Source organism: Streptomyces pseudovenezuelae (genome assembly GCF_029892565.1).
In the GTDB taxonomy this organism is placed as follows: domain Bacteria; phylum Actinomycetota; class Actinomycetes; order Streptomycetales; family Streptomycetaceae; genus Streptomyces; species Streptomyces pseudovenezuelae_A.
On sequence record NZ_JARXVH010000045.1, the window covers coordinates 1 to 26371 of the forward strand.

Genomic DNA, 26371 nt, shown 5'->3' on the forward strand with positions numbered 1-26371 from the left:
CCTGCGACGCACCCGGCAGCCACCACCGTCGCACAGACTGCCATCACGGCCCCCGTGCGAAGAATTACTCCCATTAATGCTTCCTCCCGCCTGCAAGCACAACGGCCCCACAGCCGCCGCTGTCACGCGCGTACGACGCAGTCCGCGAACGCCCGGTTGCGGCCGAACACAAACTCGCCCCCTCCGGCGAAGTGAGGTTCCCCTGCCGGCCGGACAGCTTGATACTGGGACGGATGGTCCCGGAGGAATCAGTCACAGGTAGTGAGTAACAAGAGCAATATGAGCAAGCGGTACACGGCCGAGTTCAAGCGGGACGCGGTCGCCTTGGCGTTGTCCTTGGAGAAGACGGTCACCGAGGTCGCGCGGGATCTGGGTGTGAGTCCGGAAGGGCTGCGCGGGTGGGTGAAGCAGGCGAAGGTTGACCGCGGTGAGGGGCCCGCCGGGGCTTTGACCACTGCGGAGCGTGCGGAGTTGGTCCGGCTGCGGCGGAAGGTTCGCGAGCAGGAGTACCAGGCGCTGGAGCGGACCGCGCCGGTATTGCCGATGCTGCCCGGAGTGCCCGAGCGCTGCAGCTTCGACTACGTGCGGCACGGCACCATCGACCTGTTCGCCGCGCTGAACACGGCAAACGGAAAGGTGATCAGCCGTCTGTCCCCACAGCACCGGGCCGTGGACTTCCGCGACTTCCTGGCCGACATCGACCGCCAGACCGAGCCCGGCCTGGCGGTCCATGTCATCTGCGACAACCTCTCCGCCCACAAAGCACCTGTGGTGCATGCGTGGCTGCTCGCGCACCCCCGCTTCACCCCGACCTGCTCGTCGTGGAACAACCAGGTCGAGCGGTGGTTCGCCGAACTGCAGCGACGCTGTCTGGAACGCGGCGTCTTCTGCTCACTCGACGATCTCAAGACAGCACTCGACGACTGGATCAAGGTCTGGAACGAGGCCGCCAGGCCCTTGAAATGGACCAAGACCGCCGACCAGATCATCGACCGGATCTGCCACTACTGCGACAGGGTCTCCGGACCAGCTCACTAGGCGGTTTGCCGCTTCTGCGAGCGATGGGTGCACGGTCGGAGGGTGCGTCGCCGGCGTCACGGTCCGCGAACGAGTCCCTCGCGGCCGGGGCGGGAGTCCGTCGTGGAACTCCCGCCCCGGCCTGCCGGGGTCACGGCGTCCAGGTGGGGGCCTGTCCGGTCCAGCTGACGACGAGGACGATGTCGTCCAGATCGCCTGAGGCGAACAGGGCGGCTGCGTCGCTGCCGAAGGTGAGGTGCCAGTCGCCGGCGGGCGGGGGGCCGCACAGGGGGACCCAGGAGGCGGCGTTGCCACGCCGGGTGCTGGCGATGCCGTTGGTGGCGGTGGCCGCGCCTCCGGCCGTGCCCCGGGTGAGGGTGACCACCGTGTCGGGCACGGTCCCGCCGCTGGAGAGCCGGACGGCGACGGCAGCGGTGGACAGGGCCTCGACGCCGACCGGGAAGTCGATGTCACGCAACGGGAGGGTGACCGAACGGGCGCCGGTGCCGTCGGGGTTGTTCAGGTCGTACCACTGGTCGGGGAAGTCGCGCGCCAGACTGAACACGCAGTCCGCGCCACGGTTTCGGTTGCCGTTGAGCCGGGTGACGACTTGGCCGCGATAGGTGTCGTCGTACGCGGCGGTGTAGTCGATGGTGAGCAGGACGTCGGCGATGCTGGAGAAGTCGAACGGGTTGGCCGCGGGCGGGAGTTGCAACTCCCAGGTGGTGTCCACGCCGCTGGATTCGAAGGGGAGCAACAGGTCCGACTGGGCGTCGAGTTCGAACACGCCGCTGGCGCTGACCGGCGACGTCAGGGCGACGACTCCCGGATCCGAGCGCACTGTTACGTCCTGGAAGGTGCCGTCCCCTCCGGTGGTCACCCGCGAGATGCCGTTGGAGTACAGGGTGGCGCGGATGCCCCGGTCGGGCGGTACGAGTGCGACGAGGCTGGTACGCACCTGGCGGATCAGCCGTAGGTAGTGGCCGGGGAAGTCGGAGTCGAAGAGGGACATCGGCGTGGCGAAGGCGAGCGTTCCGGTACGGCGGAACTCCAGGAACTCCACCGGCATCAGCCGGGCCAACGAGAACGTCTGGGAGAGGTTCAGACGTCGGCGCGCCGAGTTGAAGGAGTAGTCGTCGAGCCGGGCCAGGTCGGCGGTGAGCTGTTCCGCGCCGGTCAGGCCCTGGCGGTTGGCCTGGACGGTGTTGGCCGTCAGCTCCGCGGGCGACTGCCAGTAGTCGTTGCGGATCACGGTCTGGGCCGGTTCCGCCCGTTCGAAGGCCAGCTGGGCCTGGGCCAGTCGGGCGGTCGCGGTGGCCTGCTGAAGGAAGTACCGGTACACACCGCCCAGGGTGTTGCTCATCCACAGATACAGATCGGCGTTGGTGAACTGTTCGTCGAGGAACTTCAGCGTGGCCACGGCCTGGTCGTGCTGCAGCGCGGCGGCGGCCTGCTCCTGGGCGGCGATCGTGACCTGGTCGCGGGCCGTCGTGACCTGGGCGGCGGCGACGAGCGACTCCTGCTGCGCGGCGACCTCCTGCAGCCGCCATTCGTCCTTGCGCTGCTCGATGCCGGCCTGGAGCTGGTTTGCCTGTATCTGGGCGTCGAGACGGTTCTGCACCAGCTCGAACCCGCCCTTGACCACGGTCGCCGCGGCGATTTGGCCGGAGAAGATCGTGCTGGCACCGAAACTCGTCACCGCGTCGAACACGCTGGACGCCTTGGAGGCCGCCTGCAGGATGCCGATCGCCGTGTTCGCGACCGAGATGCCGTCCCTGACGGACTCCAAGTCGGAGTACTCGTCGAGCAGGTCGGTCTCGTACTGGCTGGGCGGCGCGTCGATGGCGGCGGCGTACGACGCGGCCGTCGTGTCCGCCTTGGTCTTCTGCGCGGTGGCGGCGATGACCGCGTCGTTGGCCTCCTGCACCCGGCTCGTCGCCACCCCGACCTGCGCGGCGGTCAGGTCGATGCCCTTGACCGCGTCGTAGAGGCGCAGGCTCCTGTCGTCGTACTTCTCGAGTGCGGAGAGGAATCCGGCCTCCATCTGGGCGGCCTGGGCGGCGAGTTGCCGGGCCCGCTCCAGCAGGGTCTTGAACCGGTAGGGGGTGGGCTGGACGACCGTGGCGGCCGCGATCCCCTGGGTGCGGGGCATGCCCGCGATGTTCCGCCCCTGCCTGATCTTGGCGAGCTGCACCTCCGCCCGGGTGCGCAGGACGTCCAGGTCCGGGATCGCCAGTCGTGGCTCGCCGGCGTTCAACGGGAGCTGCGGCTGCAGTGCGGCCGTGCCGAGCAGTCGCCGCGCGGTGACGTAGAGGGTGCGCGCGTGCGCGACCGACTCGTCGGTCTCCCGGCCGAACTGGGCGTCGGCGTAGTCGAGATGGCACCTGATGACGGACAGCAGGGTGTACCGGGTGTACGGGGCGGGGCGTCCGGCCACGAGCGCGAAGGGATTCAGCGCGGTCGTCCATCCGGGCGGGAAGCTGAGGGCTGGGCGGAACACCGTCTCGGTGTTGATGCGGCTGTAGATGGACACCGGCTTCGTGGCGTCGTAGATGTCGTAGGAGTACACGAGCCGGTACCAGTCGAGCGCTGCCTGGTAGTCGCCGGCCGCCTGCAGCCGCTGCGCGAGCAGGACGGGTACGGTCCAGAAGATCTCCGTGTTGGCCGGATCCTGCAAGGGCGGCAGCGTGTTGAGGTTCGGGTCGAAGTAACCGAAGGTCTTTCCCATGTCGTGCAGGTACTGGGTCGCCGCGTTCGAGGCTGTCGTGGCGTCGAAGACGCCCGCACCGCGAACGGTCTCGAACAGAACGTGCAGCGGTCCGCTGGCCGGGACGAGCAGGGCCGGGTCGAGATGGCGCTCGGGGAACAGGAACGCCAGGGTGGCGGCCTGCCAGCTGCCCAGCTCGCCCATCCAGGTCCAGGCGCTGGTGAACGCGGGGGCGTTGAGGATCCAGGTTGCCGCGGGGTGGTTCGCCGCCAGTTCGCCCGCCCGCTTGGCCGACAGCAGCGACTGGACGCTCTCGATGGCCTGCCGGATGCGCGTGGTGCGCAGCGTGCCCGCGGCGAGGACGTCGACCAGGAACCTGGCCGACATCTCCTCGCCGATGTTGCCCGTGGTGGTGGGGGCGAGGTCGGCCAGGAGGGCGTCGCGCAGGATCGGCAGGGCGGCCTGCTCGGCCGACGCCACGGCCTGCGCGTTGGCGTCGATCAGGTCCTGGCGTTGGGCGATCCGGCCGCGCAGCGTGGACTGCCAGTCCGTCCGGGCGCGGCTGTCGACGCGGTAGGCGCTGACCGTGGGGCCGGTGTCGGCGAGGACGAAGAAGTCGGGGGAGAGCACGAACGTGGACTCCTGTGCCCGCCACGCCGGGTACAGCGTTTCCTTGTAGGCGCGGATGAGCACAGCCACGGCGTCGCCCCACTCGGCCACCGTGACGGTCCCGGTGGCCGCGAGCCTGCTCAGTTTCCTCAGGAGGAGGAACCCGCTGCGGGTGAGCCTCGCCGACGCGAGGTCTGCGCTGATGTCGCCACCCTGTCCGTCCTTGGTCTCCAGGACGGCGAGGTCGACGCCGGGCAGCGCCAGGCCCTGCATGGCCGCCAGCCCGGCCGTGGCGTTGGCGGCCTTTGTCCTGGCGTCGTTGAGCGAGGCCGCGAAGGTGGTGAGCAACTGGGACCGGGCGGTCAGCAGCGTGCTGACGCGGGTGCCGTTCGGGCCGGGGGCGACGTCGGCGGCGCTGATCACGTCGGGATCGGCGAGTACCCGGTACGCCGGCGGCACGGTCGGGTGCTGGTCCTGGTCGGCCCAGCTCAGCGTGAGGGCGGACTGTCGCCAGGTGAGGAGCCAGGGTGTCGTCGGCACCCGCAGGGGGTCGGCCGCGGTGGTCGACGGCAGACCGAAGACGGTCTCCAGCACCGACTCGGCCGGCCCTGTGGCGTCCAGCAGCAGCAGGTCGAGTTGATCGGGTGAGGTCGTCGCCAGGCTGATGCCCAGCCGGGCGGCAAGCGCCTGACGGGCTGCGGGATCGGCGCCCCGGGCCAGCCTCAGTTCGGTGTACGAGGTCCCGGCGGCGGCGAGCAGCGCCGTGTACGCCGCCGTGCGATAGGCCCGGTCGCCGATCGCACCCGGGGTCGTGGAGGTTCCTGTGGCGGCGATGTACGTTCGGAGCAGCTCGACGGGTACCCGCAGCTGGTTGATCTCGCGGTTTCCCTGGTCGACGATCGCCGACAACGGCTGGCTCAGCCGGTCGACCGGCTGGCCGAGAGCGCCGACCAGCGTGTGGGTGTCCAGGAGCGTCGGCGGTGTCCCCGGCAACGTCACCTGCTCCTGTGCGAACGACAACAGCGCGGCGAGATACTCGCGTTCGTTGAGCCGCTCGTCCAGAGTCGACGGGGTGTACGAGCTGATCACCGTGACCGGGACGGTCTGCGGGGCCGCCATCGTGTTGCCCGCCGAGTCGGTCGCCCACACGTAGATCGTGTGGGCGCCGAAGCCGGCCGGCACCAGCGGCACGTCGGCGCTCCAGCTTCTGAAGTCTCCGGCGGCCGTCGGGATCGCTGTTGTTCTGGTCCCCGTGGGCGTCAGGGCCCAGGCGACCGTGGCCCTGCCGCCGACCATGCCGCTCTGGGCGTCGGTCGTCCTGCCGTGCATGGGCACGGTCGCCGCCGCCGCGTTGTCGCCCACGATGTTGCCCTTCTGGGGCGGATAGTCGACCTGTACCTGTGGCGGCGAGACGTCGACGCAGGTCACCGAGCGGGGCTGGGAGGAGCCGGCCCCGTCGGGATCGGCGACGGTCACCCAGATGGTGCGTGCCCCCAGCGGCATCGGGGCGAGACGGATGGGCGTCTGGTACTGGGTGGTGCCGATGGGCATTGTCCCGGTTATCACCTGGTCGTCCCACGTGACGTTGACCGCGAGCGGGAAGTACTGGTCGCTCGTCGCGTTCACCTGGACGATGATATCCTTCCCCGCCTCGTCCAGGTTGACGACGGTGCCGGCGGCGGGCGTCGTCACCGTGAACGCGGGGGGCCCGGCCGCGAAGACCCGTACGCTCATCGGGGCCGACGAGATCACGGCCCCGGTCGTGGTCACGCCGGACGCCACGAGCGTGTGCGTCCCGGGCGTCCGGAAGGTCACCGACTCGGTCCCGCCGCCGCCCCGGTGGTCGGCGAGCACCTGGACGCCGTCGATGCTGATCCTGGTCTCCTGATAGGTGACCTTGGGCACGGAGTCCCAGCTGAGGTCCCCGGAGAGCCACACCCAGTGCTCGCCCTCGTTGGCGTTGACCGTGATCGTGGTCGCGACCCCGGCCACCACGCGGGCGGTCACCGGCGCGATGGTCACCGACGGCTCGACCTCCGGGGGCGCCTTCGGAATCGTCTGGGACGTGATGGACAAGGTCCCTCCGGCGGCATCCACTAACGTGGCGTCGCCGTTTGCTTGTGAAGTACTCATGGGTTCCGTTCTCCCGATATGGGGTGTTCTTCCGGACGGACGGGGGGTCAGCGATGACCTCTGAGATTGGGCGGACTGGACGGTGGCGCCAGCGGTCGCACGGTGTTGTAGTCGGGAAAGCCGACGAACCGGACGGTGAAGCTGTCGCCCGGCCGGACACCGAGCCGGCGCAGCTCGTTCCCCAACTGCGAACCGAACGACGCGTTCACCGACCCGTCGCCGAAGTAGTAGGTGGTGCCGACGGGCCCGTTGGGGGTCAGGTACCTGTTGGCGACGGAGTCGAGCGGGTGCATGGCCTGCCGCCCACTCCTGTCGAATCCGGTCTGGTCCATGTGGTTCCTGGCCGTCCTGCGGAGTGCGCCGTCGTCCGGGAGTCTCTGGCCGCGGACCAGTGGACCTCCTTCGGTCTGTGCCCATTCGACGTTGAACCGGAGGAACTGGGCGTCGCTCGGCGCGCTCGCCATCGCGCCCGTGTACCTGATGGTTGCTACGGGCGGCTGGGGGGCAGGCGTGCTGGGGGCGGGACGGTTGGGGGTGGTCGGCTGCCTTGACCGCCCGGAGCCGGAGAAGCCGTCCACCATGGCTTTGGCGCCGAGGGCCGACTCGACGATGGCTCGCGAGAACACACTCAGGGCGACGAACCGGGCGAAGCCTTCAGTGTTGATCGTCCAGTCGAGGGGGAGGTTGTTCGCCGCGTTGACCCCGCGTGGCCCCCATGTGTTCCACACCTGGGTGGTGATGTGGCAGAGCGTGCAGCCCCATCCCTTGTCCATCAGCCCCCGCGCGAACGTCTGGTCCGCTCCGAGACTGTCGTAGCGGCGGTTGCCCGCCGCGCCCCGTCCGCCGACGGCGATCGACTCGAAGAATCCGCTGATCCCCCTCTGGTACGGGATGTCGTCCTCCGGTACGGGACCCGCCGGGCCGGCAGCCACGTTCACCGACGTGCCACCCGATCCGCCCTGCGCCGACGGCTTCCTGTCGTCGGCGCCGTCGGGGTCCACCAGCCCCGTCGGCTTGTTCGACACGTAGCAGTAACTCGACGCCCCATGAGCCGAGACGAGCGGATCGCAGGACGTCCACCGGGCCAGCCACGGTGCGTAGAAGCGCGCATGATGATGGCCGAGCCCGCTCTCCTCGTCGCGTTCCTGGCCGGTGAAGCGGTACCGCTTGCGGGTGTGGCTGCCGAAGCTGGTCTCGCCGTAGGGGGTGTACTCCTCGCGGTTGGTGAGGGCACCGGTGGCGTCGAGGACGGCGGTGCTGCTGCCGAGGTGGTCGGGCAGGTGGTGGGCGGTGGCGGGGCCGAGGTCCTCGGGGTGGGCGGGGCCGAACCGGACCAGGGCGACGCGCTGGCGGTCGTCCATCACGTGAACGTGGTTGTTCTGGCCCGCCCTCGGGGTCCCGGTCGCCCAGCGGTGGTGTTCGAACGTCTCGTCGAGGTAGTGGGTGACCTCGACGGAGCCACCCTGCCGGCGCACCAGCTTCTTCACCCGCCGGCCGGTCGCGTCGTACAGGTACTGGGCGTGCACGGAAGGCTCGGCACCCCCGGTCTGGGTGGCGAACGCCGTCAACCGGTCCGCGTGGTTCCACCCGAAGTGGCGCGAGGAGGTCTCGGTGAGCATGTTGCCGTTGGCGTCGAAGGTGTAGTCGTACGGCGTGTTCCCCACCGTCATCCGCTGCAGTCGGTTGCCGCCCGTGGTGCCGGTGAAGGCGCGGCTGAAGCCTCCGGCGGAGGCATGGGCCAGGGTGAGCAGGTTTCCGGCCGGGTCGTAGTCGTACGTTTCGGTGTACGCCTGGGTCTTGGTCGCATCGGTGCCGCGCGGCACGTCGAGCCACGGGTCACCGGCTGCGGGCGCCTGGTATTCGCGTCCGGTGGCGGACAGCAGCCGGTAGACCGGGTCGTAGGCGAACCGGCGGTCGAGCGCGTCACCGCTGCCGAGCAGCGCGCGCAGGGCCGGGTCGGCCGCGCCGAGCGCGTCGGGATTGCCCGGGATACCGCTGCCAGGCGCGCGGTCGCGGACGGCGACGATGTTTCCGACGAGGTCGTAGTCGTAGCCGTGGTCCTGCACGGCTGCCCCGACCGGCCGGTACGTCGGGCCGGCGGCCGGTGTGTACGGTTCGCTGCGCATCCTGGTCAGCCGGAACGTGCGCGGGTCGTACGCGTACCGGGTCATGATGCCGTTGCCGTACGCGACGAGCGCCCGTTGGCCCCGTGCGTCGTAGGCGAGCCGCTGCACATAGGTGACACCGTCGACGCTGACCGCTTCCAGTGCCCCGGCCCGGTTGTAGGCGGGACGCATCTCGCGGCGGCGGCCTTCCACATCGGCGGGGAACAGGTGTGACACGATCCGGCCGAGTGCGTCGTAGCCCGTCGTCGAGACGTAGCCGGCCGGCTCAAGCAGCACGGCGTCGCGCGCCGCCTGGACCTGGCCCGCGGCGGGCGTCCAGTCGACCTGGAACGGTGCCACACGCCAGCCGTCGGCCGCCGCTGCCGTGTACGTGGCGAGGACCGGCGCGTCGGCGATCACCCGGCGGGCGGACTCCAGCACGTTGCCCTTGAAGTCGACTGCCGTGACGGTCACCAGGCCCGCCTCATCGTGATGGCGTACGGGACGGCCGAGCAGGTTGAGCGAGCGAGCCGCGGCACGCTCGGCGGCCGGCTGGTCGGGTGTGCCGCCGTCGGCGTACTCGACGAGCTGACGCAACGTCACAGCTCCGCCCTTGCCGTCCCGGGCCCAGACCCGGGTCGGCCGCTGCGGCAGGTCGAAGGCGCCGAGCGTCAGCGCGCCCTTGCTGTCGCGGGATTCGACCGGGCGGCCGAGCGCGTCGGGCACGTTGTCGCGGCGGCCGGCGTCGATGCCGTCCGTCCGCCAGCACCGCTTCGCCAGGTCGTACGAGTGGGTGAAGGCGACCCGCCCCAGCGGGTCGGTGACCGAGACGAGGTTGCCCTGGATGTCGTACGCCGAGGTGGTGGTGAACCGGCTGTCGGCGGTGGCTCCGTTGCGGACGATCGCGCGCACGGTGCGGCCGAGCGCGTCGAACTCGGCGCTGGCCGGGGTGTTCCAGTGGCCCTGGTAGGCGGTGGCGGTGCCCGGGTGGGTGCGGCCGGCGTTGTCGTTGGGGTCGTACGTGTAGGACTCCCACGGGGTCGGTGCGTGCCCGTCGGGATCGGTCAGGTCGGCGGGGACGCCGAAGACGACACGCTGTTCGCCGCCGTCGGGGTGCACCGTCCTGACGACCTGTCCGCGCGGGTCGTAGAACATGGTGGACTTCTGTCCGCGCTGGGTGTCGAGCGGCTGCGCGTGGTCGTAGCCGGTGGAGAAGAACGGTTCGTACTGCTGCACGACCCGGCCCTTGTTGTCGTAGACCTGCCAGCCGGAGACGATCACGTTGTCCGGGTCGGACGAGGCACGGGTCCGCCCCACGGTGTCGCCGACCGGTGCGAGGTCACCGGCCGGGATGACGCCGCCGAACACCGGGTCGCCGAACAGGGTGTCCTCGGCCTGCGCGCGGGACTGCAGTACCCGGCCGAACCCGTCCGAGAACTCCACCGAGACGATCACGCCGTCGCGCTCGGCGGCCGGGACGGTGGTGTCGGTGTCGTGGTGCACCCGCCTGACGCTGCGGACGGACGCGGGTTCGCCCCGTGCGGGGAACGCCAGCAGGTCGTGGACCATCACGGTGCTCGGCGCGTCGAGGTCCCCCTCGCCGCCCTTCCCTCGCACGAAGTGGGCGGTGACCAGCCCGGAGGGGGAGTAGGTCACGTCGGAGGTGTTGCCGTTCGGGTCGGTCACCTGACGTGCCCGCAGGATCCGGTAGTCGTAGACGGCGGTCTGTCGCAGCCCTGCCGGGTCGACGGCCAGGACGGGCAGCAGGTCGTGCGCGTCGTAGTCGATGACGCTCTGCGCGCCCAGCGGGTCGAGGGAAGCGACCGGCAGACCGCGCGGCACGCGGCCCGGGACGTGGACGTCGTACCGGTGCCGAGCGGTGGTCACGTAGTACCCGCCGGGCGATCCGGGCACGTCCGTGTCGGTGTGGTGGGTGTAGCCGGCCAGCGACGGCAGCAGGCCGCGGAACTCCTTCGGGTACTCGGCCGGCCAGGAGGTCACCCCGCCCGGCGCGAGGTAGACGGGCCGCGGGCCGACCGCGAGCGGGTCGTTCGCGGCGTAGAGCGAGTCGAGGAAGGCGTCGGTGAACGCGAGCGACTCGGCGCGGGTCGCCAGGCCGTACTCGCCGAGCGTGCCGAGCGGAAGCCCGACGAACGCGTCGCCGTCGTAGAACGTGCGGGCATGGCCGATCATCCGCAGGGAAACAGCGCTCCCGGCGGTCTGACCCTGCCCGCCGAGTACGGCGGCACGCAGGTCGGCCACCGGCAGCAGGCCGTCGTTGACGACCTCGTAGCCGGTCGTCCTGGCGACGCGGTCGACCAGGTAGTGGTCGGCGTCGTCGCGGCGGGCGTAGTCGGTGGTCGTGTACGTGGCCAGGTACGGCTGCACCGGGGCGCCGGTCGGGGCCGCGGCGAGCGAGTCCCGCCCGCGCGGCACCGCGACGGCGATCTGCCCGGTCGCGAACCCGTACGCGTCGTAGCCGGTGGGGAAGGCGAACTGGGTCATGGGTTCGGTGCCGCGTTCCCACTGCGTGGTCCGGCTGCCCAGGGCGAACGGGAAGAAGATCCGCTGCCGGTCGACGTCCTCGGCACCGGCCGAGGTCGCGGCCGACTCCTCCCGTACACCGGAGACCGACTCGGTCACCGTGTACGGCAGCGCCTTGCGGGCGGTGCCGTCGAGCGCGTACAGCTCCGTGCGCAGGACCTGCCCGCGCAGCGTCCGCAAGGCGGCCCGACGTGCGCCGCGCGGCAGGGCGGCCAGGAACGCGGCCTGCGTGGCCGGGCGGGGCAGCATGGGCGCGTCGCCTGCCCAGTACTCGTGCCGCAGGTCGAGTTCGGTCCAGTCGCCGGCCTCGATGGCGGCGACCGGCCCGGGATGGAACCAGCTCTTGGTCAGCGTGGGCGGTGAGTAGTGCTCGGCCGGTACGGAGCCTGGCCCGGTCGGCGCGGCGCCGAACGTCTCCGTGTCGAGGTGCTCGACCATCGCGAAGCCGCGGAACTCCCGCTCTACGCCGTCCCAGTAGCCGTGGTGATACCGGTACTCGGTGCTCAGCCTGCCGCCCGAGATCTGGTCGGTGACCTCGACCTTGGTGACGACCTGCACGGGAAACGGCAGCGTGGTCCGCCAGCGGGTCGCGGGATCGGCCTGGTCGCGCAGGTACTCCCGGGTCGACGGCGCGTACGTGACCTGGGTGATGGCCCCGAGGTTGTTGTCCATGCCGGTCAGCAGGTACGGCTTCGTGCCGCCGCTGAAGTCGAGGAACCGCAGGTTCGCGCCACCCCGCCCCTGGGTGCCCGCCGCCCGGCTGAACAGCAGCCCCGCCATCCCGGTGCCGTACAGGTCGGACAGTTGGACCGAGTCCGAGTCGACGACGCCCGGAGTGCCGTTGACCGTGACCGGCTGAGCGGTCCACGCGTTGCCCGACCGGTTGCCCCACAGCGACACCCGGCCGCGATCGACATAGACCAGGTCGGCGGCGCCGTCACCGTCCACGTCGCCGAGCAGCACCCGGCGCGGGTCGTATCCGTCGGGCAGGCGCGGCGAGTCGCGCATCGTCACCTTGGCGCCCCACCGGTTGCGGCCGAGGTTCGGCCAGTACGAGATGTTCCCGTTGCCGAGGAGCACGAGGTCCTGGAGGCCGTCGCCGGTCATGTCCGCGAACCGCACCCGCGGGTCGGCCAGGTCGACCCCGGGCCCCGTGCCGTTGCTGACCGCGGTGCGCTGCCAGGCCAGCTGCGGGTCCCGGTCGTTGAACCAGGCCTCAAGACGGCTGCCCGAACGCAGCAGGTCCGTCAGCCCGTCACCGTCGAGATCGACCAGCTTCACGCTCGGATCGGACAGGTCCACACTCGGCGCCTGCCGATACCGCTGGAACGAACGGCGCGACCATCCGCCCGCGAACGTCATCGGGAAGTACCCCGCCGGCCCGCCGCCCCCGGCCGCACGAGCGCCCGCGGGCGTCCCGGCCTGGGAGACGATCAGGTCGGGACGCCCGTCGCCGTCCGCGTCCATGAACGAGGCACCGGCCACGCCGAGGGAGAACGGCGGGGCCTCGGTCAGCGTCCTCGGCAGCTCGAACCGGCCGTTCCCGGCGTTGCGCCAGACCCGTTGCGCGGCGCCGAGTTCCACCATGTCGGGCAGACCGGTCCCGCGCAGGTCGACGAGCGCGTGGGTCGGACCGCTCAATGCCGCGGTCGGCAGGCCGGGTCCCGTCACGGGTTCGAACCTGCGTGTCGCCGGGGCGAAGACCGAGTACCTGAACGCCAGCGGCGGCAGGGACTCGACGGCCGTCACGCTCGCTGCCTCGACCGCCGGCCCGGAAGCGGAGGCGGCGGCCGGCGCGATCGACTCTTCGGGCGGACCGGCAGGACCGTCGGCCGGTGCGGGGCCGCCGGGTCCGTCACCCGCCCCGGTACCGGTGTCTCCCGTCCCAGGGGTGCCGGATCCGGTACCTGTGGCGGGAGCGGACTCGTCGATGCCGACGCAGGTCACGGCTGCCAGCAGGGACGCGCCGTTGAAGGTGGCCTGCTGGTAGCCGAGCCGGTACTCGCGCGCCACCCGCGCCACCCCGTCGGCGGCGTGTGTGGTCACCCGGACCGTGTCGCAGCGCAGCGACGTCCTGACCTCGAACCCGGCCCGGTGGTCGGAGAAGGGGTCCGGACGCGTGGAGTAGTCGAAGTCCACCGTGACCAGGAACGCCGGGTCGGCCCGGTCGCCGTAGTCCGCGTAGGAGATCCGGGCAAGCAGCGGCCGGTCCCAGGTGTGCCCCGGCTCCTGGCCGCGGTCGCGCAGGTAGGAGTACCGGACCAGGTTGCCGAGCGGGTCGGTGGCCTCGGTGATGCGCCACGCGAACACATGGCCGGGTACCTCGGGGTCGGCGGTCACAGCCGGGTCCAGCCATCCGTCCGGCGCGGCGGCCGGGCGCGGGGTGCCGTATCTGGTGCGGGAGCCGTCCTTGGTGCGGACCTCCCAGAAGTCGCCGGTGGCGTCCTTGACGTGCTCGATCCGGGCGAACATGCCCTCGGTTCTCGGGCGGTACCGCATCCGCCCCGGGTATGTGCCCTCGACGGGCACCAGGTCCTCCGCCCCCGACAGCACGAACACGTCGGCACGGTCATCGGCGGCACCCGAGGCCGGCGCGGCACCCGCGGCGTCGACGTACCGGGGCAGTCCCCGCGACGTCTTCCGCGACACGCCCGCCAGACCGAGCTCCCAGCCGAGCCCGAAGGGCCCGTTCCCGCTCCCCGTGCTGTACGCGAGCGTCAACTGCGGCTGCACACCGTGCCGACCGGCAGGCACCGCGAGCGGTACCGAGAAGTTCCCGGTCCCGGTGAACAGGTCGGGCGAGAATTTCTCCCCCAGACCGCTCACCGCACCGCCCCCTTTGGGTAACGAGATCACCGATCCCGCCGCGGTGGTGTCGGTCGTGCCCTCAGTGCTCATGTACCTGTCCCTTCGGTCACCAAAGATCACTGGACTGCGCCGCAGGTCCGTCCCCACGTGGCGCGAAACTCATGACAGGCGAATCCGTCGCTCCGATGAGCCACCTGAAACGCCGGCTGCGGACAGGCCGGGCACTGGGCAGACGGCATCAGGGCACCGAGCAGCCACAGATCCCGAGCGCCGCTCCGTCGACGAAGCGTCCCGTGGACCGGGGCGGAGGCCATGACTGCCCGACGGACAAGCGCCGACTGTCGTGAGATCTCCGGCGACCCCGGTTTCCGGAACTTCCCGATGCATAGGGCCTCGGCGGAGAGTGTGGTCGCACGGAAAACACCTGTCACATGCTGTTCCGCTCAGCGGACTGGGACACCGGTTGCGTCACGTGACGTCACGTCGACAGCCTCGGTGGTCGCGGGCAGTGCGTCCACGGACTCTCCACGACGGCGACGCGGCCGAGGGGGGCCTGCGCGACGACATCGCCCACCCCCCGAGGCTGCTATGTCGTGTCAAGCCGCTTGAGCGAGTTCTTCGACGTTGCCGAGTCGGCTCCGGTCGGCGCGCTCAAGGATCTTGAAGATGTGGCGGCAGATCACCCGCTTAAGGCATCGCTGGGCGTCGCGGGAGGTCTTCCCTTCGGCGATCTTGCGTGCGACGTAGGTCTGCGTGAAGGGATCGAGTCGCATCCGGATCAGGGTGATCGTGTGCATGGCCCGATTGGGCTGCCGGCCGCCGCTGCGGTTGAGGCGGTGTCGGTTGGTCAGCCCGGACGAGGCAGAGATCGGCGAAACACCGGCGAAGGAGGCGAAGGCGGCTTCCGAGCGGAATCGTCCCTGGTGAGACCAGCTGACCAAGATCGGGGCGGCGGTGATCGGTCCGACTCCGAGCAAGCCGAGAAGCTCGGGGGCCTGCTGCCGCACCAGGGCGAGGATCTCGTTCTCGAGTTCCTTGGCCTCGGCCTGCAGGACTTGGACGCGCTGGGCCGTGGACCGCATGGCCCGGACCGTCATCCGGTGCTCAAGGTCCTGGGCCGGGCGGTCGCGGAACTGAGCTTGATCTTTAAGTCTTGAACCGAACGTGCTCTCCGAAGGTGTCGGCCCGTTTCACGGTTTTGCCGACGTCGCGCCTGGTGGCGGGCTGTCTGTTCTTGGATCCGAGACGTCGCCCCGGGCCGGGGTGGGAGGGTTTCGGGGCACGGGCTGGGCATGCCAGAGGCTGTCGCACGGCTCCTGCCCGGTGAAGGTCAAGGGTTCTTCTTGGGCGGGTGATTGATGAGCTTGTTGATGTTGTGCACCGTGCCGAGGAGCTTGATCTCTGCGTCCACCGCCTGACGGCCCCGGTAGTTGAGATGTCGTCCGAAGCGCTGGAAGATCTGGGCGAATCCCGGCTCGACCAGGGCACTGCGTTGACGGTACTGGGCCCGTCCTGTCGGGGTGGCAAGGCGGGCCGCCATGTCCTGCTGGCCGGCAGGGGCCTGCTGACGCTTCGCAGGAAAGCCTGCCTGGTCTGCATCGCTGGTGACCGAGACCAGCAGCGGGAGGTCGCCGAGGGCCTCGAAGGACGCGGCGGAAGCGTACCCGCTGTCGGCGAGCCAGAGTTGGATGTCGCCGGGGAGTTGTGCGGCCTGGTGATTGTGCTGCGTCTTCTTCACCATCGGAACGAGGGCCGTCCGGTCCGAGGGATTGTCGTGCGCTTCGATGGCCAGCAGGAATTGACGGCGGGCGCACACGATCTGGATGTTGTATCCCTGCAGGTAGCCGCCGCGTTTGCCGGGAATCAGCCGGGAGTCGGGATCGCTCAGGCAGGCACGGGCCTCCGGCGAGGGGGCCGGTCGGGGTGTGCGGGCCCGCTCCAGCCAGGCACGCATCTTCACCAGTCGCGTTCGCTGGCGAACGAGGACGGTCTTGTGCTCCATCGGGACCGGCGGCCGTCCGTTCGCTCCACGATGTCCTGCCGCCCGGTCCTCTCGGACGCGGAGCTCGTACTTCTTCAGCTTCTCCTGGTGAGCCTCGGTCTCGGCGGCCAGGCGCTTCTCCGCGCGGGCCACCATCCGCTCGGCGGCTTCGACCTTGATCCGGATCTCGGTGGGTGAAGGCATAGCCCGTTCGTGCAGCCTGTCCCTGGCCAGGTAGGCCCGGGTGAGCCGGTCGCACAGCCGGGACAGGCGAGGCCAGTTGTCGCACGCGTCATCGCCATCGCCCTGTGCTTCCGAGCCATCGGCCTCGACGCTCAGCGCGTGGTCTACTGCATCCTCCATCAGCGCGTGGATCTCTTTCTCGCACTGGGAGATGGTCTCTTCCAGGCGCTGGAGCCGCTGGTTGGCGTCGCGTGAGGCGTTCGCCTCCATCGGTGAGCCGTCCACGGCCACCGCCGAAAGATCGACCAGGCCACGTCGGCCGCACAGCGACAACACCTGCACGAACAGCGAGTTCAAGGCGGCACGGTGACGTCGTACGAACCGTGCGACGGTGGAGTGGTCCACTCGCCGGTTCGCGGTGATGATTCGGCAGCCCACGTCGTCCCAGCATGCCTGCTCGATGCGACGGGAGGAACGCACTCCCTTGCTGTAGCAGTACATGAGCAACGCGATCAGGCTCGCGGGAGGGTAGGCCACGCCGCCCCGCCCGTCGTCACGGTAGCTGTTCTCGAACGCCGACAGGTCAAGCAACTCGACGACGTCGAGCACCTTCCAGCACAGGTGCTCGGGCGGCAGCCACTCCCGCACATCCCGCGGCATCTCAAGATCACGTTCGCGGTCGCCCGACAAGAAGTTCCGCCCCACCAGCCAAGACTCCGACACCTCCCTGGTCCTCGGAACCGAACAACGAATCGCTCTTGACGTTCACCGGGCAGGAGCCGTGCGACAGCCTCGCCAAGTGCGGGCGGAGGTTCCGAAACCCTCGCCGAACTCGGGCCGGGGCAAGCCGGTCGGGCTCGGCGGGTTTCTCCCACGGACGCCGGAGGTCCGCGGCGGCAGCGCGGAGGAGTCGGAGTTGGGTGTGGGCGGCGATGACGAGCCAGGTCCAGCGGTCTGCGGCCTCGGGGGTGCGAAGCTTGGGGCGGGTCCAGCCGAGCGTCGTCTTGATCATGCGGAAGGTGTGTTCCAGGTCGAAGCGGCGCAAGAACGCCTGCCAGCGGATGTCGACGTCCGCGCAGGTCAGGCCCGTCCTGGAGGACCACAGCCAGACCGGAACAGGGGTGGCGTCGCCGGGCAGGTGGTCGACTTCGAGCCGGATCAACGTGCCGTTGAGCACGGGAAGTTCGCCGTTGTGGTCGATCCAGGCGGACAGGTGCCGCAACCGTGGATGGATGTGATCCCAGGCCATGGTCCGGGCCAGTCCGTAGCGTTCGGTGGCCTGCACGGTGACCGCGTCCGGCTCTCCCCACGTCTGCGGTGTGGCCAGGCGGAATTCCGGGCCGTGCTTGGGGATCCTCCCGCCCTGCGGCAGCGCGGCCGTCCGTGTCGCGGGACGACGCATCACGCGGTCCGAGCGCAGCCGGCCCAGCACTTCCACGGGCAGGTCATCAAGGAGGTAGGCCAGACGCGGGGCGTCGTAGCCGGCATCGCAGACGATCAGGTAAGCCTGTCCGTCGCCGCACGAGGACGGGTACCTCCAACGGTCAACCCACGCCGGAGCCCCTCACGAGAGAGTGAATACCGCACCCCTAGGTGTGACTTTGGCTCAATTACTTAGTGGACTTTGATAGAATGATGGTGGATTTGGTGGACTGGGAGGGTGAGTGAGTCAGGGTCAGAAGCCCCCGGCTGAGACCGCGATGAACGCGACCGAAGCCGGCAACAAGCTCTTCGCCCTGGTGAAGCGTGCCGAGACGGACGGGGTCTCGACGCTGATCCACAAGCGGGATGAGCGCGTTCTGCTGGTACCGCTGGACCGGTTCCCGGCAGCCCGGAAGCCCGGGGCGTTCCCCTCCCACGTGCTGAGTGCGGCGCAGAAGGACCTCGGTGATCTCATCACGCGTGCGGCAAAGGGTCAGCCGCAGGTGCTCCGGCGGAACACCACGCCGGTCGCGGTACTGCTTTCCGCTGGCACCGACTCGGGTGTCCTGTCGTCCGACACGGTCGCGCAGACGGGCGCGGCGTCCGCAGGAGGTGCGGTGAACAGTCAAGGCAATCAGGAGCGCAGCAGCGGGCCGCGCAGGCTCGCGACGCTGGGCGACGCCATGGGGTCCGTGCTCACCTCCGGCCCGGCCGGTGGCCCCACGTTCGGGCTGCCCGGCCTGGATGCTGCGACGGGTGGTCTGCAGCCGGGCAAGCTGACGCTGGTGGCGGCTCGTCCGAGCGTCGGCGGAAGTCTGCTGGGGCTGGCCGCCGCACGCCGGACCGCGCTCGTCGACCACGACATGGTCTTGTACGCCGCATCGGGACCGAACCGGGACGACATCTTCCGGCGAATCATCTCCGCGGAGACCGGAGGCGACTACCCGCGCCTGAAGCAGGGCCGCCTCACCGAGCACGAGCAGCAGGTCGCCCACGAGTTGGTCCAGGCGGGCGACCTCCTGATGATCGATGACGGCAGTGACCTGACCGCCGTGGACATCGCGGAGACCGCCCCGCACATGGAGGGCCTGGCCCTCGTGGTCGTGGACCGCCTCCAGGCCGCCCACAGTGCCCGCCTGCCGCTGTCCGGTGACCGTCTCCCGGATGCCTCCCAGCTCCTGGCCTCTCTCGCGCGCATCCTGCACGTGCCGGTCCTCGCGATCGTGGACAGCGACGACCCCAGTCTCCTGGGTCTCCTGGACGCCGACGTCACGTTGACGCTCTCGCCGACCGAGGACCCTGCCAAGGTGCGGGTGACGGTCGCGGAGCGGGACTTCGGCACGATCGGCTCGGCGTACCTGAGCCCCGATCTGCTGCACGCCCGCTTCCTCGACGCCGGCAGCGCCCCCGCCGTCCCTGCAGTCGGCGGCCAACCCGCGCGTCCTCTGGGGAGTGCCATCGAGCGGGAGTTGGCCGAGGCCGCGCTTCCCTACACCTCCGGAGCCCGGCAGGGACTGCCTGCTGCCGTCACCCATGTACTGGCCGCGCTGCGCACCGCGCTCGCGAACGGTGACCAGGACGCCATTGACGAACTCGGGCCGTCGCTCGCCGAGGTTGCTGCGGCACCGCCCCAACTGCCGGACACCGACGAGGGACGTCGCCTCGCCGTCGCGCTGAACGCCTACAACACCACCGCGGCCGCCGACGCCACCGGGCAGCCTGTCGCCGTTGAGTCCACCGAGGGCAGCGGACACGTCCCGGACGACGAAGACGACACGGACGAAGGAGTAGAACTTCAGCCGGGGGATGAGGAGGACGAGCCCGAGGGAGCGGTCTTCCCCGCGCTGAAGATCCTCAAGAACGCGGTCGCCCGCTCGAAGATGCACCCGATCCCGGTCATCGGCATCGAGGCCCGGGAGAGCGGTCCGTGGCCGCTGATCAGCGAGCACATGGACGGCGAGCCCCGCTGGGTCCACCCCGACGTCACCAGCACCCGCGTGCCGTTCATCAGGGAGAACGGGAAGCGGGTCCGGCGCGACCAGCTCGACGTGCCCGACGCCTTCGGTGCGGGGGTGCTGTGCCTGATCGACCGCAACGGCTCCTACCCGTCCGCCTGCTCAGCCGTCCCCCTGGCTCCGAACAAGCTGCTGCACACCGGGCCCCTTGAGGCATTCGACAAGGCCAGCGCTGGTATCTACCTCATTGACATCCCCGAGTGGACGCGCACCGACATGCCGCACCCCTTGGGGCGGATCATTGACCGGCCCGACGAGCAGGGCCGCGTCTGGGTCACCACTCCGCACATCAAGCAGCTCGCGAGGCTCGTGCGTGAAGACCACCTCGCCGCGATGCCGGCTATCCACGACTCGTGGACCGGGAAGGCCAACGAGTCACTGTTCAAGCCGTTCTACGAGGCCACCCGGAAGGCGCGCACCGAACTCATCCAGACCGGCGGCGAGCCGTACAAGGACTACAAGACCCGGCTGTCGATCGCGCTGCGTCTGCTGTGGCCCAAGCGGCAGGAACAGCGGTCCCCGTTCTGGCGGCCGGACTGGCGCATGAGCATGGTCGCCGAGGCGTCCGTGCGGCACTGGATGGCGGCCTTCAAGGCGGTCCAGGACGGGCACACGCTCATCGCGCTGCGCAACGTCGACGCGGCTGTCTTCTGGACGCCGCCCGACACTCCGCCGGACACGTATCGGATCGGGACGGGCTTCGGCGAGGTCAAGGCCAAGTTCATCCAGCCGGGCGAGATGATCCCCGAAGGTGACGACTGATGGCCGGTCCGACAGGCCGCGGCGATTCGCTGGGCGCCGCCCTGGGCGACCTCCTGCGCTCTCAGGTCACGCCGCGCCACCGGCTGTCGTCGTACACCGCCAAGCACTGGCACGCCCAGCTCAGCCAGCTCACCGGCACCCACCGCGGCTACCAAGCCCTGGAAGACGCCGGTCTCGATGTGACCGTCAAGACCCTGGTCAACTGGCTGTCGGATCCCGAGTACAACGTCCGCCGCAGCTACCGCGACCTCATCCACACCGCCTACGAGAACGTCGCGATCGTCCCTGCCGACCCGATCCCGGACCACATCAAGGACGGCCAATACGAGATCAGCGGCGTCGTCAGGACCGGGAGCGACGAACGCACGCGCGGCACCCGGGACGCCGCGCCGCTGCGGATCGACGGCACCCGGGGCAACTGGGACGAGATCGAGGAACTCTGGCTCGCCGGCGAACTCGACGACGACGACTTCGAGGACCACTTCGTCGACGACGTCATCGTGGAGGACATCGGCGAAGGCACCGACGGATGGGAGTTCCCCGGCGCCTCGTACTCCGTCGAAGTCAGGTAGCAGCGCGCATGACGCATGTGAAGGCTGGCGGCGGCTCCACACATCGTCACCGGCCGGCCAGAGACGTCACGGAGAGGAAGGGCACATGGCGCAGCTGAAGATCCGGGACCTGTACGACCTGCTGAGCCAGGCTCCCCGGCGGCGAGACCTGGAGCAGGACGGGATCCGGCTCGTGTACGACGGCACGGCCCTCCACCTGTCCACCGCCGACCACCCGGACACCGTGATCGCCCGGGCCACGCACCTGCGGGTTCACGACCGGGCCGTGGGAGGTGACCGCGTACCGCGCCTGCATCACCACCACGGAGGTATGGCTGCGCATCAACCCCGAGTACGGCGACCACCTCATCGACGTCTCGCCGTTCTGGGCGACCAGGCCCGCCGCGATCGCGTTCACCGCGGACGGGCACACGGCGGCGTTCCCGGTGATCGCCTGCCCGACGGTGCCAGCCGACCGGCGCCCCTAGCGCGGCTGCCGTCGAGGAAGGGAACGCGGTGTCGAACGGGAAGGTACAGCGCCGGGAGATGCTCGCTCGGCAGCGCGTGCAGTGGGAGACCGAGACGGCTCTGAACGCCTTGATGTCGAACCCCGAGGTTCAGCGCCTCAAGCAGGAGATCGAGGAGCTGGAGGCCTCCATGGCGCGGGAGTTCAGCCCCATGCTCCGGCGTTTCCAGGAGCGGCATGACCGAGCGGTCCACGACGCCGACCTCGACCTTCTGAGTCGATCGTGTCCGGGAAAGCACGGCAGGTGGGGGAGGATGTGCGTCCTGGACACCGGGCACGAGGCGGAGTACCCGCACCTGGGGACCAACTCCGAAGGTCAGCCTGTGGCATGGGCGGGGACCGCTCAGCCCGACCAACAACGTAGGGACGACTGACCGGCCGGACCGGCAAACGCGACGCACACCGCCGCGGTGGGTTCCGCCGCCGGGGATCAGTCGAGCGATTCCTCGGACGGGAGCGGTGGCGTACCGGGCGTCGGCGAGGGCCACGACGTCGGTGGTGCACCGAATTCGCGACGGGCGACCCGCACGTGTAGGGCGGCGAGAGTAGCTTGGGCGCCCCCACCGATCACGGCACCGGGCCACGCAAGTGCTTCGAGGCCCGCGTCGAACGCACCGGCGGGAAGCCACTGGTCGGGCGGTTCGGCGGGATCCCGCTGCGACAGGACAAGAAGCCGGTCGTCACTGACCGTCAGCTGGCCCCGGTCAGCATCAAACGCAAGGAGCTGGTCACCCGGCTTCTCGCGGGACGATGCAAGGCATGCGGACGCCTTGACGAGGTGGAAGTCCATCACGTCGCCAAGCTCGCAGACCTCGGCAGACCGGTAGACCGGCCGCCGTGGGCAGATCTCATGGCCGTGCGACATCGCAAGGCCCTTGTGGTCTGCGGCACTTGTCATGCGGGCATCCACGGCAGAAAACCTGTCCCAGCATTCACGGAGTAGTCACTGGAGAGCGACGTGCGGTGACAAGTCGCATGCGTCGTTCGGGCTGGGGGTCGTGGGAAAAGGGCCTGCTCAGCAGGCACCTCGCCGACGGCCCACCAGTACCCTGCTCCAGGGCTTGTCCCGGGCCGTCAGGGCCGGTCGTGGGGCAGGTGACGGAGGAGTCGATCGGCCGGCGACGGCGGTGTCCCCGGACGGCACGAAGAAGCTCCCGCCTCGGGGGCCCGTTGGCGTTCCGGGACGAGAGACTCGATCAACCGTGAGCCCCTCGGTAGTCCTTGCCGCGAGGGTGCGGAAGAGCGCGATGATCACGATCGGGTAGACCAGCGGCCGATCGCATCGGCGGTGGTGGAGGCGGCTTCTCACTCTTGCGAGTGAGGTGTGGGGGCCTGCCAGCTATGACACTGAACGGCATGCGAAGCCCACGGATCGTCGACCGGCTGGTGGCGCTGGCCGTTGCGCTGCTCACGGTTGTCCCCGTGCTGCTGGTATCAGGGCGTTGGTGGGTGGTGCTGCTGGCACTGCTCGCCTCGGTTCCGGTGTTGTGGAGGCGGCGGGCGCCGGTGGTGGTCACTTTGGTGGTCGGTGCGGCGATGTCCGTGATGGTGTTGTGGCAGAAGCCGTTGCTGTTGCCGTGGGGGCCGCTGGTGGGTGTGTATACCGTTGCGGCGTTGAGTCGCCCGCTGGTGCGGCTGGTGTCGTTGCCGGTCACGGTGGCTGCCGTGTACGTCTCGTTGACTCTGCCGCGGGAGAGCTCGGACGCCTATCCGCTCATGGGAACGGCCTTCTTCGCCGCGTTCGCGCTGGGCACGGCCGAACAGGCACGCCGTTTGCAGGCTGCGGAGCACGCCGAGCGTGCCCGGCGTCTTGAGCAGGAGAGGGCCGCGGCGGTGCTGCGTGAACGCGCGCGCATCGCCCGCGACATGCACGACATCGTGACGCACTCGGTCGGTCTGATGGTGGTCCAGGCGGAGGCCGGTCCCTTCGCCCGGCGGGAAGAGGCGGGGGAGTGCGGGGATGCCCAGAGGGAGGTCTTCGACCGCATCGCCGACACCGGACGGGCCACCCTGACTCAGTTGCGTGGGCTGCTCGGTGTCCTCAGGGACGGTCCGGCGGGTGCGCTCCAGCCCGGTCTTGGGGCGCTCGCGGACCTGGTGCGGGCCTTCGAACTGCCGGTGGAGCTGGCCGTGGAGGGTGTGCCACGCTCACTCCCGCCGGAGGTCGGTGTCGCCGCGTACCGGATCGTGCAGGAGGCGCTGACGAACGTACGCAAACACGCGGCGGCCAGCGCCGTGTCCGTACAGGTCCGCTGGGGCGGCGGCCTGGAGATCGAGATCGCCGACAACGGGCGGGGTGGCTCGCCGCGGCCGGGGGGCCAGGGGATCATCGGGATGCAGGAGCGCGTGGCGAGGTGCGGCGGCACCGTGCGTACCGGGCCGGGTGTGCAGGGGTTCACCGTCCTCGCGCGGTTTCCGGTGGAACGAGACGCATGCTGAGCGTTCTTGTCGCCGACGACCAGGATCTGTTCCGTGCGGCGTTCGCCGCGATCCTGAACGGTCAGGACGACATGACGGTGGTCGGCGAGGCGGCCGACGGTGCCGCCGCGGTCCGGGTGGCGCACGAACTGCGGCCCGACGTCGTGGTCATGGACGTGCGGATGCCCGCCATGAACGGCATCGAGGCCACCGAACGGATCTGCGCGGCGCTGCCCTCCCGGGTCCTGGTGCTCACCATGTTCGACCTGGACGAGTACGTCTACGACGCTTTGCGGGCGGGGGCCAGCGGTTTCCTGTTGAAGGACATCAGACGGGACGAACTCGCCCAGGCCGTCCGGGTCGTGGCGGCGGGCGACTCGCTGCTCGCCCCCGCGGTCACCCGCCGGCTGGTGGAGGATCTGGTCAGGCGACCGAGCCACGGCGTCGTGCCACGTCTTACGGCCCGGCTGCGGCAACTCACCGCCCGTGAGGCCGAGACACTGCGGCTCGTCGCCCGCGGTCTGTCGAACGCCGAGATCGCGGCCGCCCTGGTCGTCACCGAACACACCGTGAAGACGCATGTGAGCCACGTCCTCACCAAACTCGGCCTGCGCGACCGCGTACAGGCGGTGGTGTTCGCCTACGAGTCCGGTCTTGTCGCACCGGGTAGCTCGCAGGAGTGAGGGCCGAGAGCGCTCGTGGGAGCGACGCGCCGGGGCAGGTGGGCGGAACAGGATCGTTCCATGGCTGTCATCGTCTCGACCTTCCTCAGTTCTGTGTTGCTGCTGTTCAGCACGGGCCTGCACCCGCTGCCCTGGCTCACCTGGCTCGCACCCCTGCCGGTTCTCTGGCTGGCCCCGAGAGCGGGTGCGCGTGTCGCCTGCTGCGCCGCGGGCCTCGCCTGGCTCCTCGGGCAGAGCAGGATGTGGCCGTACTTCCTCGACACCCTGGAGATGCCGCTACCGGCCGCCGGCGCCGTCATACTCGGCCAGGCGCTGGTGTTCGCCCTGCTGACGTGGGCGTATCGTCGGCTGCTGCTGAACGGCCGCCCGCTCACCGCCGCGGCTGCCGTTCCTGCCGGTTGGGTGACACTGGAGTACGTTCTGTCGCTGTCCCTGCCCCATGGCGCCTGGCTGAGCCTGGCCTACACCCAGGCGAGCGTGCTGCCGGTGCTCCAGACGGCCTCCCTCACCGGTCCGTGGGGGATCACGTTCCTGGTGATGGGTTTTCCGGCGGCGCTGGCCGTGGCAACAACGCCAAAGGTGCGGGGCAGGGGCAGGGTTCTGGTGGTGGCCGCCGTCGTCCTCGCCCTGCCGCTCGGCTACGGCACATGGCGGCTGAGCCGGCCGCACCCCATCACCAGCGCCCGTGTCGCTCTGCTGGACACCGACCGGCCCAACGACACCATCGACCTGGCCACCACCGCCGGCCGACGCCTTCTCGACCGCTACGTCACACGGATCCGTGCCCTACCCCGCTCGACGAGCACGGTAGTCCTCCCGGAGAAGACCTTCGCTGCAGATGAGCGGACGCTGCCGGTCCTCACCGGTCCGTTGCGGAGGACGGCCGCCGAGCACAACCAGGACATCGTCGTCGGGCTGGTACTCGACCGCGCCGGGACGTCCTACAACGCCGCTCTCGGGTTCCGCGCGCACGGCGGCGAACCGGTCCTGTACTTCAAGCACCACCTCATCCCGGGCGCCGAGGGGGACCTGGAACCCGGCGGCGGGCTGACATTCGTCGCTCCCGGCCACGGCCTCATCATCTGCAAGGACCTGGACTTCCCCGCTTTGGTCCGCGACTACCGCAACCACGGCGCCACCGCCCTCCTCGCGCCCGCCTGGGACTTCACCGAGGACGGCTGGCTGCACAGCCGGATGGCCCTCACCCGCGGTGTGGAGAACGGCCTGACCGTGGCGCGCACGTCCCGCGCCGGGAGGCTGACCGTCAGCGACTCCAACGGCCGGGTGCTTGCCGAACGGGTCACCGGTCACGACGACTTCACCACGGTCACGGCCGACCTTCCCACCCCCGCCCGCCCCACCGTCTACGACCGGTTCGGCGACTGGTTCGCCTGGCTGTGCATGCTGCTTCTCGTCCCCGTGGCCATCGGGCGGTGGCGTTCTCAACGGAGCCCAGGGTCGCCTCACGAGGAGCAATAGCCAGGTTCACAAGCATGGGGTCGGCGGATGTCGAGAACGCTGTGACGCTTCTGCGCGAGAACCCGGTGGCCGCCCTGACGATCGATACCGAGGTGCATCCGCCCACGATTCTGCTGATCCGTGGTCGGGTGGAACCGGATGTCGTCGACGGTATTCCGGAAGAGTATCTCCAGTTGGCTTCCTCCCCCTCCTGGAGGAGGGGGATTCCTATGGCTCGCGCTGTAGGGGTTCCTGGCTTCAACGCCGACTGCCCGCCAGGAGAACTCCCTTGAGGTCTGAGAGGGCAACTGATCTGGCTTGCAGGTGATTTGGGGTGCTCGCTGTGACTGTGGCGACTGTGGGTCGTTGCGTGTCTCGTGAGTTCTCGACGCCCTTATCGCAGCGACGTGTCCGATGCCCGTTGGGCGTTGATCGAGCCGGTGTTCGTG

The 26371-nt window shown here is 69.9% G+C and carries 15 protein-coding genes and 1 pseudogene; 10 read left to right on the forward strand and 6 right to left on the reverse strand.

Annotated features, from left to right (window positions below):
* Positions 1-279 precede the first annotated feature (279 nt).
* Positions 280-1038, forward strand: a complete 759-nt coding sequence (locus M2283_RS50525) for an IS630 family transposase (RefSeq protein ID WP_280883397.1) — start codon at positions 280-282, stop codon at positions 1036-1038.
* Between the two features lie 130 nt (positions 1039-1168).
* Here M2283_RS50525 and M2283_RS50530 read toward each other — a convergent pair whose 3' ends face one another.
* The 5 genes and pseudogenes from M2283_RS50530 to M2283_RS50550 all read right to left on the reverse strand — a co-directional run.
* On the reverse strand, positions 1169-6409 hold the full coding sequence (locus tag M2283_RS50530; protein WP_280883398.1) for a neuraminidase-like domain-containing protein: 5241 nt from the start codon (positions 6407-6409) through the stop codon (positions 1169-1171).
* Between the two features lie 104 nt (positions 6410-6513).
* Positions 6514-14013, reverse strand: coding sequence for a SpvB/TcaC N-terminal domain-containing protein (locus M2283_RS50535; RefSeq protein WP_280883399.1), 7500 nt, complete (start codon positions 14011-14013; stop codon positions 6514-6516).
* A gap of 506 nt (positions 14014-14519) precedes the next feature.
* Positions 14520-15005, reverse strand: coding sequence for a transposase (locus M2283_RS50540; RefSeq protein WP_280883400.1), 486 nt, complete (start codon positions 15003-15005; stop codon positions 14520-14522).
* 248 nt (positions 15006-15253) lie between these two features.
* The gene (locus M2283_RS50545) at positions 15254-16777 is read right to left on the reverse strand and encodes a transposase (protein ID WP_280883401.1); all 1524 of its coding nucleotides are present in this window, start codon (positions 16775-16777) and stop codon (positions 15254-15256) included.
* A gap of 70 nt (positions 16778-16847) precedes the next feature.
* Positions 16848-17588: pseudogene (locus M2283_RS50550) on the reverse strand (transposase); the annotation flags it as partial.
* 199 nt (positions 17589-17787) lie between these two features.
* Between M2283_RS50550 and M2283_RS50555 the strand changes: the two are divergent.
* The gene (locus M2283_RS50555; RefSeq protein ID WP_280883402.1) at positions 17788-20286 is read left to right on the forward strand and encodes a DnaB-like helicase C-terminal domain-containing protein; all 2499 of its coding nucleotides are present in this window, start codon (positions 17788-17790) and stop codon (positions 20284-20286) included.
* Entirely contained in the window at positions 20286-20858 is a 573-nt protein-coding gene (locus M2283_RS50560; RefSeq protein ID WP_280883403.1) for a hypothetical protein, read from the forward strand. Before M2283_RS50555 ends, M2283_RS50560 begins: the two co-directional genes overlap by 1 nt.
* Before the next feature lie 46 nt (positions 20859-20904).
* On the opposite strand, the gene M2283_RS50565 is transcribed toward M2283_RS50560, so the two are convergent.
* Positions 20905-21114, reverse strand: coding sequence for a hypothetical protein (locus M2283_RS50565; RefSeq protein WP_280883404.1), 210 nt, complete (start codon positions 21112-21114; stop codon positions 20905-20907).
* A gap of 16 nt (positions 21115-21130) precedes the next feature.
* On the opposite strand from M2283_RS50565, the gene M2283_RS50570 reads away from it, so the two are divergent.
* From M2283_RS50570 to M2283_RS50600, 7 genes are all read left to right on the forward strand, one after another.
* A complete protein-coding gene (locus M2283_RS50570) occupies positions 21131-21325 on the forward strand; it encodes a hypothetical protein (RefSeq protein WP_280883405.1) in 195 nt (64 codons plus the stop codon).
* 28 nt (positions 21326-21353) lie between these two features.
* Positions 21354-21737, forward strand: coding sequence for a hypothetical protein (locus M2283_RS50575; RefSeq protein ID WP_280883406.1), 384 nt, complete (start codon positions 21354-21356; stop codon positions 21735-21737).
* 404 nt (positions 21738-22141) lie between these two features.
* On the forward strand, positions 22142-22306 hold the full coding sequence (locus M2283_RS51870) for a hypothetical protein (RefSeq protein WP_348538996.1): 165 nt from the start codon (positions 22142-22144) through the stop codon (positions 22304-22306).
* A gap of 413 nt (positions 22307-22719) precedes the next feature.
* Complete coding sequence (locus tag M2283_RS50585) at positions 22720-23802, forward strand: sensor histidine kinase (protein WP_280883408.1); 1083 nt, start codon at positions 22720-22722, stop codon at positions 23800-23802.
* Positions 23796-24464: a response regulator transcription factor gene (locus M2283_RS50590; RefSeq protein ID WP_280883409.1), complete on the forward strand. Its 669-nt coding sequence runs from the start codon at positions 23796-23798 to the stop codon at positions 24462-24464. Before M2283_RS50585 ends, M2283_RS50590 begins: the two co-directional genes overlap by 7 nt.
* A 60-nt stretch (positions 24465-24524) precedes the next feature.
* Complete coding sequence (locus M2283_RS50595; RefSeq protein WP_280883410.1) at positions 24525-25943, forward strand: apolipoprotein N-acyltransferase; 1419 nt, start codon at positions 24525-24527, stop codon at positions 25941-25943.
* Between the two features lie 14 nt (positions 25944-25957).
* Entirely contained in the window at positions 25958-26215 is a 258-nt protein-coding gene (locus M2283_RS50600) for a hypothetical protein (protein ID WP_280883411.1), read from the forward strand.
* Positions 26216-26371 lie beyond the last annotated feature (156 nt).